Here is a 15,651-nt window from a genome sequence, read left to right as displayed (position 1 = left end):
GAGCGTTACAGGATTCTCAGGCCTAACCCGTTCACTCCACGTAAATCGCGGGCTTCAGGGGAATCGCGAACGTCTTCTTCCCCTTCGGGTCGTACTCATCGTTTATGCCTATCTCGCAGCCGAACGCCTTCTTTAAGTACTCCGTCTCACGTGTCAGAGTCTCCGCTTCACGCACCTCGCTGTATTCGAGATTGCTCTTCAGCAAAAGCTTGACGAAATTCACCGTGCTCTTATCCTTCCGTATCTGCATCGCCTCTTTTATCTTCTCCCTATCCGGCACGTCCTTGAGCGCTTTGAAGAGCTCCCACTTCCACTGCTCCGTTCCGGTGTCTGCGGTATACAGGTAGATTTTAGTGGGTGTAATCCGTGCGACCTTCAGGATCTCCTGTATGTCCTCCACAAGCGAGACCATGTACTCCTCCTCGCGCTCCACCTGCTCGTCGATAAGCTCCGTTTTTATCGCCGGCAGCGTTTGCAGCGAGATAAATGTGTTGTATCGTCTGTGCCAGAGCTCTTCACAGATATGCGGCACGAACGGCGAGAGAATAATGAGCCACTCGTCCAGCACGTTCCGGACGATTCGCCTGCGTCGTTCCACGCTCTCCCGCTTCTCGTAATACCTCAGGTCGTTCATCATGTTGAAGACCACGTTGATGCCCGCTTCGCGTATTCTAAAGCCTTCGAATCGCTCGATGGATTCCTGTAACCGGCTGTAGAACTTGGAGAGCAGCCAGCGATCGGTATGCGTGAACTCGGCTTCCGGCAACGGATCCACGTCTGCGCTCTCCTCGAATACCGTGACCAGTGCGTTGAACCGTTTCCGCAGCGCATCGGTATCCTGCTCACGCCAGTTAACCACACTGGCGAAATCCGCATTGAGCGCGCAATAGAGCCGGTACAAATCCACACCGTAGAGTTCGGAGACGTGCGCCAGCGGAATGACGTTCCCCTTACTCTTCGAGATCTTTGCCCCTTCCCGAATCATCAATTCGTTCAGCGTTATCGCTCGTGGCCAGCATTCTTTGGGGAATATCGCGGCATGATGCATCAAGAAGAAGACCAGATGGTTAGAGAGGTGCGGTGGCGCCGTGTGCCGCTGATCGTTCGGATACCAGTAGGTAAACTCCGCTCGCAGCCGTTTCAAAACGGCCGCATCAACGTGAACCTCATTTGCTACGGCTTCGGGATCGTCGATGCCCAGAAACACGTAGTCAAAGAACTGCTCTTGCAACGCATCAACCGGCACGTCCCGGAGCAGGTGCGCGATGGTGTACAACGCCATGTAAATGGTGGAATCGCTCAGTGATTCGATTATCCATTCCTTTTCGAACGGGAACCGTGTGCCCAGGCCGCGTTTCCGCGCGCAGGGTCTAAACGCTAACCAATCAACAATGTCCTGCATATAGCTCTGGTACTTCTCTGGATAGAACGTCATACTACCTACGAGTTTATGCCCCATATCCTTCCACCATTGCGGCGTATAGTCGATGAACCACTGGTCCTGCAGCACGGCCACGATCACCTTGCTCCCGCCGCGCGTTACCGCCTTTCGCGACGTCTCGTAAAAAGTATCAGAGATATTCTCGGCCTTTAACCAGTCCTTGACCTCATCCTTTATCTGCGCGATCTTGATACCCGCAAACGCCTTGCAGCGCTCGTTCAAGACGCCACGGTAAAATTCGTCCTTATAAATGATCCGTGTGGCTTCTTCCAGACGCTCATCATCCTGGCTCTCTATCAGCATCTTCTCGCAGATCTCCTTCGCCGGCAAGTCATAGCCCTCAATGTCAATGATCTTTATGAGCTCTGTTTCGATGCCTTCCGCCTTCTTCAGGTCCACCACACCCATGTAATCATAAGGCGCATGTGCAGGCACCGAATAGACCACGCCCGTGCCCACATCTTCATCAACGAGGCTCGCTGGGAAGATCGGAATCTCACGGCCGTCAACAAGCTCCTGGGCATTTCGCCACAGCAGATCGTCACCCTTCAGTTCGCCGTCCAAGACCTCGACGTCCTCACGCTGGTAACTCAGCTTCTCCGCCGCTTCCTTTGAGACGATCCAGACTTCAGTTCCGACCTTCGCTCGAACATACGTTGCCTCGGGCTTTATCCAGAGGTTGGTGATCCCGAAGATGGTCTCAGGTCGCAGCGTCGCGGCAAGTAAGTACGCGTCCTCGTCACTCAGCTTGAATTTTATCGCGGTATATTCGGTAATCGAGACCTTATCGGTGTCTCCCTCGCCAATATCATCCTCGCCAACCGCGCAGCCGTCTTCGCAGGAATACGTAATGGGATACTTGCCCTTCCTGATGACGCCCCGGTCATAAAGCTTCTTGAACTGCCATTCGATGAACCGATTGTACAGCGGCTCGGTGGTATTGAACCGTCTGCGCCAATCAATGGAATACCCCATTCGTTTGAAATCCTCGGAGATTCGATTCGCGAAGAAATCTGCCACGTTCTCCGGTGTATCAAAGGACTTGACGATTGCGTCAACCCGCTCGGCATCTTCATAAATCGAGACGTACTCTTTAAATCGTTCTACAACCTCCGCTTCCCCCCGTGCAATGCTGTCTGCGATCGCTAAGATCGGCGTGCCCGTAACATGAAACGCCATAGGGAAAAGGACGTTATAGCCCTGCAACCGCTTGAAACGCGCGATTATGTCCCCTATAGTGTACGTACGTCCATGACCGATGTGCAACGGTCCCGAAGTGTATGGATACGGAACGGTCAAGAAGAACTTTTCCCGCTGGTCGATTTCCGCATCAAATATCCTGCTCTCTTCCCAGATCCGCTGCCACTTCTCCTCTATTTCCTTGAACGTTAAGTCCTGCGTTGTAGATCTCATAGTATCGCGTCCCTCTCAGCACCTTGCTCATCTGTGCATGAGATAACCGTATGTATGATATTGTTGTAAGGAGCAGAGGTTTAAAAGATGCGGGTTTTTGCCGTTCTCCTGTTGTCCTCCCATGGTTGAAGGAATGCTCGAGTAATCCGTCTATTATGTCATTATGCGTTCGTATCCCGACCTGATGGTGACGAGCTTTGAGCGGTATTCTGGGATTGCTGACGAGCGATTAAGCGAATCCGGCAGGAATAAAAGATAACTAGAAGGTATTCAGTCAGAAACTGTTACGTTTCATATTCGTTGAGTAAGAACTCCACCACCCGCTCCGCGCACTTTTTGATCGTCATAGTTTCGCTATCTACCTCTACTTCGGGCTTCACAGGTTCCTCGTACGGCACGTTCACGCCAGGTACCGTCGCGCCTTCCTCCTGCGACCTCTTGTAAATGCCCGCAGGCGCATGTCTCGCTCTTCTACGCCGTTCTCGTGCCATGCAGGTCTCCAACGAGCACTTAACGTACACTTCCGCGAATTTCGGTATAGCCGCACGCGCTCTATCGCGGTATCGCCTTCGATTCGCCGTTGCGTCTATGATAACCGGTGTGCCGCAGTCCACGAGGAGCTTCGCCATGTACACCAACGAAGCATAAACAATCTCCCGTTCCTCATCCGAATAGGTCGGCTGTGGCGTGATGAACTTCCGTATCTCGTCAAGTTCGAGCTCCCTCACGTTAGCTACGCCCTGATCTTTGAGGATGGTTCGTACTTTCCGTGCTATTGCGGTCTTACCACTGCTGGGTAAACCGGTTATCCAGACTGCCCAGGTCATTTTATCATACGCTCACTCTCACATAAACACTCACGCGGAAACGGTTTTAGGCGGCCAATTCCCTTCCATCCAGCCTGGGATTCTTCCGCTGTCGCGTGGACCGACCAGCACGTTCCAGCCGGTAACGTCTTCTGTCTCGCCCGAGAGTCGTGCTGCGAGGCCCGGGATCACCAAGGTTTTATGATGTAGTTTCTTTTCCGCTTCGTTCGATTCCAGAGCATCTTTTATCAGTCCCGCCGTGAGCTGCCCACCGGCAACTGAGGCTTCGACGCCGATCCCATCAGTGTCAACCACCATCAAGTAGGAATCGATTTTGTTCGAGCTGAGGTCGCTCTCGACCGTATAGTAGGTCAACGCGAAATTAGTGGTGAGGAAAAGCGGTGAATCAGCCGTTGGCGTGCCTATCTTGCGCAAGCCCGGCTCTACGCTTACCGGGCGGCGTGGATCAGTGTATATATTTGCCACAAGTGTCCGCTCCGCGATCAGCGAATGCGGCTCGATCGAGTGCAGAATCAGTATATCCGCGTATTTTATGCTGCCCATGGCTGCGAGCATTGCTTCCCAGTATGACGCATCCAGCGCGTCTTCTTCGCTTTCAACTTCACCGTAAATCAACCATGCGGTCATCGGCACGGCCATCAAGGGATAGGCAACGCTCTTATTTGCCTCGACTATTCCCGCACGCCGTAGCCGTACCAATCGGGAAAAGGTACCTGCAAGCCCTTCACCCGTTGGATACGTGCCAGGATCAAGTACGATATCTTCGACGCCGGCGGACGAGAACGTCATCGCGAGACTGGTGAGTTTATCGAGGTCTGGCGAGAATAACGTAACAGGAACGCTGTAGCGCTGTGCGAGTTCCAGAACCTCTTTCCAGTTGGCGTTGTTCGCGGCGTATACCAGCGACTTTCGATCCGTAACCTCTTGCAAGCCCGCTTCTAGCACCTCTGTATCAAAGGAGCAGAGCACCAGCGGTAGATCCGTATACTCAGCAACGGCATTCACACACGCCGCAAACGTGCCTGGATCGCCCGATACCGATCGGACCGCAATTGCATCGACCGTCAAAAAATCACCAACGTAAAATTTACGCCAGTTCGTTATTCGCTCTACGCGCGCTCGCAACTCGTTCGCGTCCAGCGTGTCCCAGACATCATAAGCTAACGCCGTTCGGTTGAAGAACGTGAGTTCATGCCGGTGCAGAACATCCTCACCACCGAGTTTCAACGCCCGGGCGCCTACGCCGATCTCCACTTCTCGTATCTCGGGCGCTAACAAATCCGCTAATTGTTTAGCTTTCTCGCTGTACCGAGCTTCACGAAGTGGTATGCACTCCTCCAAGGTTCTCTTTCGTTCTTTCAGGAGCGATGCGAACGCCAGACACGTCTTCTCACCGCAGTCGCCACAATTTGTGCCCGGAAGATACTTCCAGATCTCCATTGGACTGCTGAGTTTCATTGCTTTGACGCACCTCCCGTCCACGAGACCCAATTGGGCAGCTCCTTTTTCTCGCCCTCACCCGTACCCAGAACTTCTCCTGGTGCTCCGAACAGCATCTGTGTTATGTCCTTGATAGCAGCCGCAGCCTTCGGATGCATCATCATAAACAAATCGCCACCGGCAAGACCCAGGGTCAGTCCGGTTATAATCTCATAAATCGGACCCCTGTACGCCGCCGGCCCCCAATCAGAATCCTCCTTAATGGGCGAGTCCTTCATCCAGGCTTCTCGCGCACCCCATGCATTCGTGATTCCACAGGAGATAGGGAATGCCAGATCGGTATCGCCCTTCAGCGCTGCTATTCTCATCCGTTCTATATTCGTGAACGCATAATCCAGTCCGTAACCAAGTGCAGCCGTGGTTGGGTCGATGACGATATCTTCCCTCGGCACGCCCAGTTTGAAGAGATACCGGTTCAGTGTTTTCTGCGCGTTTATGTCCAGCTGCGTCCACGAGAGGATAACATGCCCGTATTTCTGCGCTGCTTGTGCTATTCGCTCGTAGTCCATGTTCAGGTTCGCCGATGCGATTAAGCACCGCTCTCCCTCGGCAGCTGCAGCCGCAGCCTCGAGTATCGCGGGGTCTTTCTCCGGATTGCCCGACCCGCCAATGACGATGGGGACTTTTACCGCCTGCAGCACTTCCTCTACGGTCTTTGCCGCTTCCCGTGCCGGAGTATCCTTGATCGTCGGATCCGTGCTGATAAGATGAATTGTGACCATGTCTGCACCGAATTCGTGCACGTTCTTCTTCGCCCATTCGCCCGGATCTTCCATCACATCCTCGTAATAGCCCCGTACCGCTCTCGCCAGGGGGATGGGCATATCAAAGCAATCTACGGAGATCACGGGTGGATGTGGCATTTGCGCGTCGAAATTATAGAACTGCAAGGCTTTCTCGCCCCCGATTGTTACCGCGCGCTCCCGTGTGCCACCGTCCGCAGCAGTAGCACCAATGGTAACCTCTTCTATCTGCCCCCTCCAGTCGGCCTGCGCACCTTCAAAGGTCGCAGGGAGTAATTCGGCTATCCGTGCCTCCTCAGGAGCTGCAGGCAATTCGCGAGCGCCCAACGCGGAACGCAGAATCTCGACGAGCGCAGGCGGAAGCGCCACGCCTCTCGAAGCCCCGAATTCTAAGGTGATATCCCCTTTTATCGTGACATCTTCTAACTCAACGATATCATACCGCTCCAACAGCTTCGCTAAATCCGCTAGGGTTCGTTTCTTCTCCATCTCTCGTAACTCATTTAAGCGCTTCGTTTTTATAGCTTTATTCAACTGCGGTGGAGACCGATTTTATACGCGTTCCCAGACCTCTCTGCCCCGCCAATGCCTTTCTTATGTTGCCTGACGCGCCGCTCAAGATCTCACATTCAATATCCTGCTTCGCGATCTCCACCAGCTCTTTGACTTTCGTTACCATCCCGCCGGTAACGTCAACCGAATAAGAGCCGCTGAGGTACGATTCGACACTGCTGAACTGTTCCACCTTGATGGTAGGAACGAGCCGTGCGTTCGCATCTTTTTGCGGATCCGCGGTATAAACGCCGTCAACCAGGCCAACCACAAGCACTCGTGAGGGGTGTAGCGCGCCGCTCAAGTGAGAAAAGATTTGTTCCGTCGACACGATTGAACAGCCCTTTACCGCATCAAATACGCAGTCGCCAAAGACAACGGGGACGAGTCCGGCGGCTATCGCCGCTTCTATCGGTTTGGTAAAGAAATCCGTAATCTTACCGTCTGAAGTTACGCAGCATGCGGACGGCTGGATCGAGACCGCGTCAATCGCGTAATCAGTCATCAAATCGACGATAATCCTGTTCAATGTCGATGCAGCGTTTTGGCACAGTGCGAACCCGCGTACACTGGTATCCTGGACGAATCCTTCCGCGGTTCTGAAAGCTTGAGCGACTGGGTGCGGAAACGACCCGCCACCGTGCCCCAGTACCAACTGCAACTGCGAATCGTTATCGATCGCTTCTTTCAGTTCCTTTATGATGCGCGTTAGTACCTGGTAGTTGATCGTGTAAGGTGCGTTCTTCTCAGTAATGAGCGACCCACCTAACTTGACGAAGATCATATTTCCTTCACGTCCGCTCATCTTCCGTCCTCTCCTGCGTCGTTTCAACTTCCGGCTTTTTCCAGCGCGCGATCAGAGCATTCGGTATGTTAAATTGGTCAAGGATTTTGGCTATTATAAAATCCACCATGTCCATTACAGTCTGAGGCTTGTGATAGAACGAGGTCATGGGTGGTATGATCGTTACGCCCAATCGCCGCAACCGCAGCAGATTTTCAAGATGCGTCGCGTGTAACGGCGTCTCCCGGGGTACGATAATGATCTTCCGATTTTCTTTCAGCATCACGTCAAAGCAGCGTAAAAGCAGATTGTCCGAGATGCCATGCGCCATCTTTGCCACGGCATCCATCGTGCAGGGAATGACAACCAAACCGTCTCTTGGTTGTGAGCCGCTTGCAACGTCCGCGGCTATGTCTGCAATGTCCCAGGCGGCTGTTGCGAGTTCTCCCAATTCCTTGCTCGTAAGCCCCAGTTCGTTTTGCATAATGTATTCCGCAGGTGCGGTAACGATCAAATCGACTTCGACGTTCTTTTCCTTGAGCACCTCTAACAGCCGTTTCGCATAAATGGCACCGCTTGCCCCCGTCACTCCCACGACCAATCGCATCATTTCACAACACCCTACCTACTTACATACTAAGTACATCAATCCAAGTTAAGTAAGACGCTCTTTCGCAGTCTACAGTGGCTTTAGACCACCAACCACATATGGAGAGGTCTGTTTATGGACCTCTAATACTCCCGATTCCCTATAAAATCCGCTATGTTAATAAGGAACTCCTTCGCTTCTGCCCGGAAATCGGATGTTTTAATAGCCTGAACCGCCTTATCCGTCATCTCTGTAACCAAGCGTTTCGAATACTCGAGCGAGCCCGTTCTTCGCACGATCTCTCGAACCTTATCCACGTCCGCTGCTGTAATCTGTTCATTGCCCAGCGCGTTAAAAATAAACGCTTTCTCATCTCCCGTGCAGCTTTTCAGAGCATGTAGGATCAGGAGCGTCTTTTTACCTTCTTGAACATCGGAGCCCACTGGTTTGCCTGTTTTCTCTTCCGAGCCGAACAAGCCCAGTATATCATCATGGATCTGGAATGCTAACCCTAAAGGAATGCCGTAGTCACTCAAAATCTGCAAATCCGCTTCGTTCGCACCAGCTAAAAGCGCACCGATGTGCAGCGGGCCTTCGATGGTATAACTCGCGGTCTTCAGTTTGTGGATCGTAAGAATTTCATCCTCGTTAAAACCGCCTTTTCGCTCAGCGGTGATGTCCAAAATTTGGCCGTAGCCCACATTCTCGACGATTGCCGCATACTTGGCTAACGCCTTCCTGACGTATTCGCTGTTAAACGGTGAGTTCGCCACTATCTCCTCGCCGTACGCCTCTAACAAATCGCCCGCCACGATCGCGATACTTTCGCCGAATTTGAGTGACTTCGTCGTTCCAAATTCGCGTTCACACAGATCCTTACAGATGATATGAAACGTCGTTTTACCCCTGCGAAGTTCGTCTTCGTCCATTATATCGTCATGAATCAGGAGGTAGCTCTGCATCAATTCGAGCGAGATGGAGGCTTTGACGATCGCGTCGATATTCGTATCACTCAGGCATTGGTAGCCGTAGATACAGAAGATCGGTCTGAGTCGTTTGCCGCCTCGTAAGGTGTACTCTTTCGCCGCAACGACGATTTCGCCGGTATGGCTAGAGATCCGCGAAGCCTCCGCTATCTTCTTATCGAAGAGCAATGCCAAATGCTCATTTATCTGCGTTTGATACGGAGCCAGTAGATCACCTATATCTGCTGATATCGTCCTCCCCTCCTAACTACCTTTATTCTAAGCTTATCGTCATTTATATCATGCACGGCGGCACGATATGTTACTTTGGATGAGCGTCAGTTACTTCTCTTCTTTCCTCTTTATGATTATCTTGCCTATACGAATATCAGCGTCCTTTAATATTAGTGTTACCGGTGAGGTGCTTCCCGATGCCAGCATCTGCGTAAGGGGAACCTGTGTTACGGGTTCTACCCCCGCAGGAACGGCCGTTTCCACGCCAGCAGTCGAAATAACTGCTTCAACCTTCTCGGCTTCGCCTGCTGCCGCAGTCCAGCCTACGGTTAGTTGCGCACCGTCAGCTTCTCGGATAACGCCAGTCACAACCGGATGGTCCACCCTTTTTAAGAATGCACGCAGTTCATCGACGCTTTTCACGTCCTGCTCGGTTGCTATCTTGTCCCACATCCCATCGGGAATGGCATCCCTTATTCGCTCTTTCAAATCGGACGCTATCCAGACCACGCGACGCCAGCCGCCATCGTACTGTATGAACTTGGGGCTGTAGAAGTATTGCAGTCCAATTCCGAGGAACCCAGTTACTTGCTTCCCGCCCCCGACCGAACTCGCGATCGTGGAGAACGGCAAGCCAATCGGCGTATCGGAGACTTTTGACCCGCGATGCACCCAGCCGATTCCATCAACTTCCGGTATGTAAAAGCCTGCGACCTCAAAGCATCCGCAACTGGTATGCGGCCGTTCGAGGAATGAATGCAGCTTTATAGAATCGTATTCGCCGCCAGAAAGCTTTACTGCAGCCGCATTTACGCCGGTGTACTCACCACCGATAGGGTCCGTGCACTCGCCTTTCGGTATGGGTGCGTTCGGCCCCTCGGGGTCAACCCGCGCGGCAGCCCGCGAGTCGAACCAGTTCATGGCACCGCACAGAGCGGTCCTATCAGGCGCAACGACGCACACGTTCGTCGGTGCAAATGACTGACAGAGCGTGCATTGATAAAATTCATCCACATCCTCGTCGTGAAGCCCGCGCACACGCACATCCCGCGCCTCGTAAATCGTGTTCGCTTCTTCGAGCCTGCGTGTCACCTCGTCCTCATCGGTGATGTAGGTTGCTTCCATCTTCTCGATAAACGGTAGTTCTGCCTTGAACAGCATTATCGTCGCCTTTCCGATCTGTTTAAACGATTTCAGCCCCTTCTTTACCGCTTCCTTGCTTATTCGCACCCAAATTTCCGCGCGCTGGTTGAGGTGCATATAGCCCTGGAGGTAACCCTGATACTCATGATTCCGCCGCTCGATCACCGGCTCGAGGTCCTTCTCTATCTGTTCACCGTAGACCCGGTAAATCATTGCGTACGGATACGTGCCACCCTCCTCCATCTCCTTTAGATCAGGTCCGATAAGTGTAACCTCGCCGTCCGTTATCTTCGTGGGATCCGGCTCAAAGAGAACAAGCTCGAAGCCCGGCTCATTTTGGCCGCCCAACTCCACGTACAAACCTGCTTTTCTTATCCGCTCACCCTCGTACATAGGGTTTATATCAAAAGGAAACTCCTCCTCCGCTTCTGGTTCTCCCATTTTTCTCTCTTATCTTTCTTGATTATTTTTAAAGAGGGGGCGTTTTAAAAAGGTTTCAAGCAACCAATTTCTTATGGGGAAGAGGCTCCGAAAGATACTACTTATTCTTATTTCACAGACGTGAGGAGATGCACTAAGAGCGCTTTCTGCGCGTGCAGCCGGTTCTCCGCTTGCTCGAAGATAACGGAGTTGTCGGAATTCAGTACCGCCTCGGTCATTTCCTCGCCGATGTGCACGGGCATGCAGTGCATTATGATGGCGTCGTCCTTCGCCCAGGTTACGGCCTCTTCGTTGAGCTGATACCGTTGTAAATCAGTCAGCCGCTGCTCTCGTTCAGCTTCGTCACCCATTGAGACCCAGACATCGGTGTATAACACATCGGCGTCAGCAGCGGCTTCCTCTGCATTTGTCGTTATAAGAACCTCGCAGCCCCTCTTCTCAGCCTCTTCCACTATCTCCCGAGCCGGCTCATAGCCCTTCGGGCATGCGACACGGATGTTCATGCCGGTGAGCGCGGCACCGCCAATGAGCGAGTTACAGACGTTGTTCCCGTCACCGAACCATGCGATGGTGACGCCCTTGAGTTTGTGCTTGTACTCCTGTATCGTCTGCAGATCAGCCAGTATCTGACAGGGGTGCTCGAAATCGGTTAACCCGTTGATCACGGGGATCGAAGCATGGCGCGCAAGTTCCTCTACTGCAGCATGGCTGTACGCGCGAATCATCACCGCGTCGACATACGACGAGAGCACCTTTGCCGTCTCCCGTATTCGTTCGCCGCGGCCCAGTTGGAGTTCGTCACGATTTAAGCGAATCACGTGCCCTCCGAGTTCCAGCATTGCCACCTCAAAGGAGACCCGAGTGCGTGTGGACGGTTTCTCGAAGATCAGTGCTAAGGTCTGCCCTGCACACTCAGTGCGCACCTTTACGCCTGCTCGGCGCTCGCGTTTCAGTTCTTCCGCGCGCTTGAGTAAAGCTTCTATCTCCGCAGACGAGAGGTCAAAGATCGAGATGAGATCCATAGTAAGGATAAAGGAGCGGAAAGTATAAATAAAAGACGAGTTTCTTTGCCTCGCAGTACAAGCAAGCGATGTAAAGTCGTTATCAATCCGAGAACTGATCTTGAATATCGTGCCCGAGTCGCCCGATCGCATCGGACCGGCAGTGACGGCAGTGTGTCATCTGTCGCGTGTAGTTACTGCATGCGTCCTGTATCGCCTTCTTCTCCTGCGGTGTTGGCGGCGAGATATGCGCGAACTTGGACTGCGGGATGAGCGGTATGATATTTTGCAGATAAACGCCCATCTCGCCTACCGTCTTCGCTACCTCAACAACGTGCTTGTCATTCACCGTGGGAATGAGCACCGTATTCACCTTGATCAGAATTTTTCGCTTCACCGCCTCGCGAATACCTTCTAACTGGTTTCTGAGCAGGATCTCAGCCGCTTCCTTACCCCTGTAGATTGTATCGTGATAATTGACGAACGAATAGATCTCCTTGCCGATTTTCGGGTCGACGGCATTGAGCGTCACCGTTACGGTACCAATGCCTAACTCCTCAATGTCATCTACTCGCTCTGGTAAGAGTAATCCATTCGTGCTCAAGCATCGCATGAGATTCGGGAACTCATTCTTAACGAGTCGGAACGTTTCAAATGTCTCCTCATTAAACAACGGCTCGCCGGGGCCCGCCACGGCGATCACCTTGATGTAATGCACCTTCTCCAGCACTTCCCCTACCCGTTCCAGCGCTTCCTGCGGGGTGAGCACCTTGCTCGTTACGCCGGGCCGCGATTCGTTCACACAATCGAATTTCCGCACGCAGTAGTTACACTGGATATTGCACTTCGGCGCCACGGCGAGATGCATCCGCCCAAAGAGATGGCAGGCGTCCTTACTGAAGCAGGGATGTTCCTGGATCTTTCTGAGCTGTGCGGGGTCCCACGGGACCTTTTTGCCTTCTACTTCAGTCGTGTATGGATATTTTGCCTCTTCTTCACTCATCCATTATACCCCCTTTCTTCTCTGTCTGCCTCCATCATTGTGGTTACTCTATACGTCGTAGTGCCTTTTAAGGCTTATTCTATATTTATGATGCTTATCCTTCGCTCGCCACGGATAACAAATTGTAACCTCGTCGCGCTTAGCTTAGTATACCTTCACGCTCCGCTTCTGACTATACCTCTACGCAGTTCTCCCACACACCGTGGATATTGCAATATTCAAGCGCACATAACGTCTTGAAGTCCGCGACCGGCACTTTAAATTCCGCTTTGGGCTTGGTGTACGTCGGTGCGAACTCGGCCCGGCCGAGATTCACTACCTGCCCGTTCGCCTTCACGCCGTACAGCTCTAGCCATTCGATGTGATGCTCGACCGTATTGGGATGCGGCACCTCCTTACCCACGATGACACGCACAGTGTCCGCACCTATCTCGATTTCAGGCACATGCTTCTCCTTACCTTCCGCTTCCGCGCCCTTCAACAACGCGCCAAATTTCATGGTTCGATTACAACACCCCCCTTCTTTTTTTCACCCAACTTTCCTTTCTTCCTTACCTACTTACTTACTCGAACAGCTCCTCCACTTCCTCTTTGCCCTTCGCCAATTCCTCGACCTGCTCCTTGTCTTTTCGCAGCAGCAAGGTCTGGAATTCGCCCATGTGCGTCTTCTCCTCTTTCGCGATATCCAGGAGCACCGCCTTGATCATTTCATCATCGGCCATGGCCGCGAGCTGCTCATACAAATTCACCGCGTCGAGTTCTGCTATCATGCCAACACGCAAAATCTCCCGATCTCGCATCTCCTTATCCACATTTTCCACATCCGTCGGTATTTCGGACAACATCTTTTCTCAGCACCTCCATAACTCATCCTCAGCAGCCCACTGTGGTTATGTATGTCTGCAAGCGGGCTCGCTAATCCAGTGCGTGCTATCCATTATCGTTCATCACTTAAAAGATTTTCTACTCCCCTCTTAGAGTGGTGCAGCCATGCTCAACAAGTGAGAATACGTGAAGCAGCCGCACCACATCAGGGTAAGATTTAAATAGTATGTTACGAGTATGGTGTTCATATGCAAGATGCGAAAGTGGCTTTAAAGAACCTTGTCACCCAGGCCAAAGAGACATACCACAAGTGGGAAATCAGACACCTCTGGCCTGCACGGATTCTTGAATATTTCCTTCTTTCACTGCTAGTTTCATTAGTTGGGGCCATCTTTTTCAAATATTTCAATCTTTTTCAAACCAATGTCGACAGTGCCCGCTACATGCTTAGTGCACTCGTTCAAACTCAAGCGGCCATTGTCGCTATTGTTGTCACGCTGACCTTGATCGCCGTGCAGCTTACCGCACAAGCGTATTCGCCACGGGTCATTCGAATTTTCAGGGATAATCCTGATATGTGGATTCTTTTGCTCTTTTATGTAGTCTCAATATTGTACGGCCTCTTAGTTTTGAAAATGATACAAACCGGGAATTTAAGACAAATCACTCTTTTTGGGAGCTATCTTGAGTACCATCTTTTTTCCGCCTATATCGCAGTTGCGTTTACTTTTTTCATGTTGTTTCCCTATATGTGGAACATCATCAATCTTCTGAATCCTGCTACTATTATAAACCGCTTGGCAGCCGAGATTACCAAGGACAGCCTCTTAAAATCAGAAGAAGATCCAATCCAGCCCATCATGGACATCGTGCATGGTTCGATTATGAAGTATGACATTGCGACGACGAGGGATGGGTTAAGAGCAGTTACTGATCGGGTAATTGAACTTATTGATTCAGATAACGATGAGAAAATATCAAAGCTTTTTTGCGATCATTTAAAGCGAGTTTGTCGATTGGCAATACGCAGGGATGATGAAGAATCTGCCATAGAAGTTATTAAGAATTTAGAGATATTCGGCAAATCAACCGCAGAAAAGAAACTCTCAGAGGCAACAAGGTTAGCGGTAACTTCACTTGGGATGATTGGAGAAGCTGCGGCGGAAAAAGGATTTGAGGTCGCGGCTATTCAAGCGGCGATATCTCTTGAAAAGGTTGGGGTAGCTTCTGCAGAAAAAATTTTGAAGGACGCGACAAAGATATCAGTCGAGTTCCTCTTCCTCATAGGGTGTATTACCGTAGAAAAAGATTTTGAAGATGCAACAGGTCATGTAGTCGTTTCTTTAGGGACGATTGGAATTAGAGTAGCGAAAAATGACCTTGAAGATGCGGTAAAAAGGGCCGCAGTATCTCTTTTGACGATCGGGATACAAGCTACGAAAAAGAAATTTGAAGTTGTGAGAGGTGAAGTGGCAGACTATCTTGCACAACTAACAATTTTACGCGAAAACGTCGTTAAAACTGTGATTAGAAATATCCAATCAATCTTAACTGAAGAACAACGCGATCCGTTCTCAAAAATTATGGATTTGTATAAACCGGAACTCCAAAAGCTTCGCGCTGAGCAACAGCAATGACTCTCCATGAAGAAGGCAAACTCCTACTAAAAGCTCAGGTGTACCTGAACGATGTCGAGTTAGCCGATGCTCGGGTTTGTATACACCGCAAAGGGTTTGCGCGGGCGACCGTCACACACTTAGATATCGAGCATCCTTCTCTTGTCGGATTGATCCCGCCGAAGACAAGAACGTTCAGCTGGATCATCGGCATCGAGAACGGGCTTGTAATTCGTACGGAGCACGATGATACGATTAAGGTTATTTGTCCTTTGCTCAATCACGTGCTACCACAGGGCACAAAGACGAAGACGTGCGTTGGCGGAAAACCCACCGGACTTTTTATCGGCTTCCGGCGAAGAGAGCTGAGCAAGCTGAAAAGAATAGCAGAGCAGCTCCTTTTGGAGTCCACAACGTAGCATAACTGGCTCGATCTGGTAAGAGCAGAAAAACTCAAAAGCCGATGCCTGCTGCTTCGAAGTCCGAATCAAAATCTGAATAACCTTCTTCTTTGAGCATCACGAAGCGGGGAAGGCGTAGCTCAAATCGAGCAAGTAATGCATAATCGAGCAAC

14 protein-coding genes are annotated in these 15,651 nt (G+C 51.4%); 2 read left to right on the top strand and 12 right to left on the bottom strand.

All coding sequences use genetic code 11. The annotated features are described in order from the left end of the window. Positions 1-31: 31 nt before the first annotated feature. The 12 genes from leuS to JW878_10145 form a co-directional block, all read right to left on the bottom strand. The gene (leuS, locus tag JW878_10200) at positions 32-2,854 is read right to left on the bottom strand and encodes a leucine--tRNA ligase (GenBank protein MBN1763424.1); all 2,823 of its coding nucleotides are present in this window, start codon (positions 2,852-2,854) and stop codon (positions 32-34) included. 284 nt (positions 2,855-3,138) lie between these two features. Next, on the bottom strand, positions 3,139-3,681 hold the full coding sequence (locus JW878_10195) for an adenylyl-sulfate kinase (protein MBN1763423.1): 543 nt from the start codon (positions 3,679-3,681) through the stop codon (positions 3,139-3,141). A 30-nt stretch (positions 3,682-3,711) separates the two neighbouring features. After that, entirely contained in the window at positions 3,712-5,139 is a 1,428-nt protein-coding gene (locus JW878_10190) for an acetyl-CoA decarbonylase/synthase complex subunit gamma (GenBank protein ID MBN1763422.1), read from the bottom strand. Further along, positions 5,136-6,413, bottom strand: coding sequence for a CO dehydrogenase/acetyl-CoA synthase subunit delta (gene cdhD / locus JW878_10185; GenBank protein MBN1763421.1), 1,278 nt, complete (start codon positions 6,411-6,413; stop codon positions 5,136-5,138). Before cdhD ends, JW878_10190 begins: the two co-directional genes overlap by 4 nt. Before the next feature lie 37 nt (positions 6,414-6,450). Further along, entirely contained in the window at positions 6,451-7,281 is an 831-nt protein-coding gene (locus JW878_10180; GenBank protein ID MBN1763420.1) for an isopentenyl phosphate kinase family protein, read from the bottom strand. Continuing rightward, positions 7,268-7,867 carry a UbiX family flavin prenyltransferase gene (locus JW878_10175; protein MBN1763419.1) on the bottom strand — a complete coding sequence of 200 codons (600 nt, stop codon included), beginning with the start codon at positions 7,865-7,867 and terminating at the stop codon, positions 7,268-7,270. Before JW878_10175 ends, JW878_10180 begins: the two co-directional genes overlap by 14 nt. A 125-nt stretch (positions 7,868-7,992) precedes the next feature. Beyond that, positions 7,993-9,003 (bottom strand): polyprenyl synthetase family protein, encoded by a 1,011-nt coding sequence (locus JW878_10170; protein ID MBN1763418.1) that lies wholly within the window; start codon positions 9,001-9,003, stop codon positions 7,993-7,995. A gap of 153 nt (positions 9,004-9,156) precedes the next feature. Then, the gene (cdhC, locus tag JW878_10165; GenBank protein MBN1763417.1) at positions 9,157-10,632 is read right to left on the bottom strand and encodes a CO dehydrogenase/CO-methylating acetyl-CoA synthase complex subunit beta; all 1,476 of its coding nucleotides are present in this window, start codon (positions 10,630-10,632) and stop codon (positions 9,157-9,159) included. Between the two features lie 107 nt (positions 10,633-10,739). After that, complete coding sequence (argF, locus tag JW878_10160; protein ID MBN1763416.1) at positions 10,740-11,654, bottom strand: ornithine carbamoyltransferase; 915 nt, start codon at positions 11,652-11,654, stop codon at positions 10,740-10,742. A gap of 82 nt (positions 11,655-11,736) precedes the next feature. Continuing rightward, positions 11,737-12,636, bottom strand: a complete 900-nt coding sequence (gene nifB / locus JW878_10155) for a nitrogenase cofactor biosynthesis protein NifB (protein ID MBN1763415.1) — start codon at positions 12,634-12,636, stop codon at positions 11,737-11,739. Positions 12,637-12,808: 172 nt separating this feature from the next. Further along, positions 12,809-13,135 carry a desulfoferrodoxin gene (locus JW878_10150; protein ID MBN1763414.1) on the bottom strand — a complete coding sequence of 109 codons (327 nt, stop codon included), beginning with the start codon at positions 13,133-13,135 and terminating at the stop codon, positions 12,809-12,811. Positions 13,136-13,199: 64 nt separating this feature from the next. Continuing rightward, positions 13,200-13,481, bottom strand: a complete 282-nt coding sequence (locus tag JW878_10145; GenBank protein MBN1763413.1) for a rubrerythrin — start codon at positions 13,479-13,481, stop codon at positions 13,200-13,202. A gap of 228 nt (positions 13,482-13,709) precedes the next feature. On the opposite strand from JW878_10145, the gene JW878_10140 reads away from it, so the two are divergent. Both JW878_10140 and JW878_10135 read left to right on the top strand, forming a co-directional pair. Beyond that, positions 13,710-15,098: a DUF2254 domain-containing protein gene (locus tag JW878_10140; protein ID MBN1763412.1), complete on the top strand. Its 1,389-nt coding sequence runs from the start codon at positions 13,710-13,712 to the stop codon at positions 15,096-15,098. Beyond that, a complete protein-coding gene (locus tag JW878_10135; GenBank protein MBN1763411.1) occupies positions 15,095-15,496 on the top strand; it encodes a hypothetical protein in 402 nt (133 codons plus the stop codon). Before JW878_10140 ends, JW878_10135 begins: the two co-directional genes overlap by 4 nt. The last annotated feature ends 155 nt before the right edge of the window (positions 15,497-15,651 follow it).

This window comes from Methanomicrobia archaeon (genome assembly GCA_016930255.1).
Taxonomy (GTDB): Archaea; Halobacteriota; Syntropharchaeia; order Alkanophagales; family Methanospirareceae; genus JACGMN01.
The sequence above is the reverse complement of the archived record's forward strand: the minus strand, read 5'-3'. Positions and strand labels throughout refer to the sequence as shown.

Bases quoted from the DNA above. Each gene is read 5' to 3' on its own strand.
- leuS (MBN1763424.1), bottom strand. From the start codon at position 2,854: ATGAGATCTACAACGCAGGACTTAACGTTCAAGGAAATAGAGGAGAAG.
- JW878_10195 (MBN1763423.1), bottom strand. From the start codon at position 3,681: ATGACCTGGGCAGTCTGGATAACCGGTTTACCCAGCAGTGGTAAGACC.
- JW878_10190 (MBN1763422.1), bottom strand. From the start codon at position 5,139: ATGAAACTCAGCAGTCCAATGGAGATCTGGAAGTATCTTCCGGGCACA.
- cdhD (MBN1763421.1), bottom strand. From the start codon at position 6,413: ATGGAGAAGAAACGAACCCTAGCGGATTTAGCGAAGCTGTTGGAGCGG.
- JW878_10180 (MBN1763420.1), bottom strand. From the start codon at position 7,281: ATGAGCGGACGTGAAGGAAATATGATCTTCGTCAAGTTAGGTGGGTCG.
- JW878_10175 (MBN1763419.1), bottom strand. From the start codon at position 7,867: ATGCGATTGGTCGTGGGAGTGACGGGGGCAAGCGGTGCCATTTATGCG.
- cdhC (MBN1763417.1), bottom strand. From the start codon at position 10,632: ATGGGAGAACCAGAAGCGGAGGAGGAGTTTCCTTTTGATATAAACCCT.
- argF (MBN1763416.1), bottom strand. From the start codon at position 11,654: ATGGATCTCATCTCGATCTTTGACCTCTCGTCTGCGGAGATAGAAGCT.
- nifB (MBN1763415.1), bottom strand. From the start codon at position 12,636: ATGAGTGAAGAAGAGGCAAAATATCCATACACGACTGAAGTAGAAGGC.
- JW878_10150 (MBN1763414.1), bottom strand. From the start codon at position 13,135: ATGAAATTTGGCGCGTTGTTGAAGGGCGCGGAAGCGGAAGGTAAGGAG.
- JW878_10145 (MBN1763413.1), bottom strand. From the start codon at position 13,481: ATGTTGTCCGAAATACCGACGGATGTGGAAAATGTGGATAAGGAGATG.
- JW878_10140 (MBN1763412.1), top strand. From the start codon at position 13,710: ATGCAAGATGCGAAAGTGGCTTTAAAGAACCTTGTCACCCAGGCCAAA.
- JW878_10135 (MBN1763411.1), top strand. From the start codon at position 15,095: ATGACTCTCCATGAAGAAGGCAAACTCCTACTAAAAGCTCAGGTGTAC.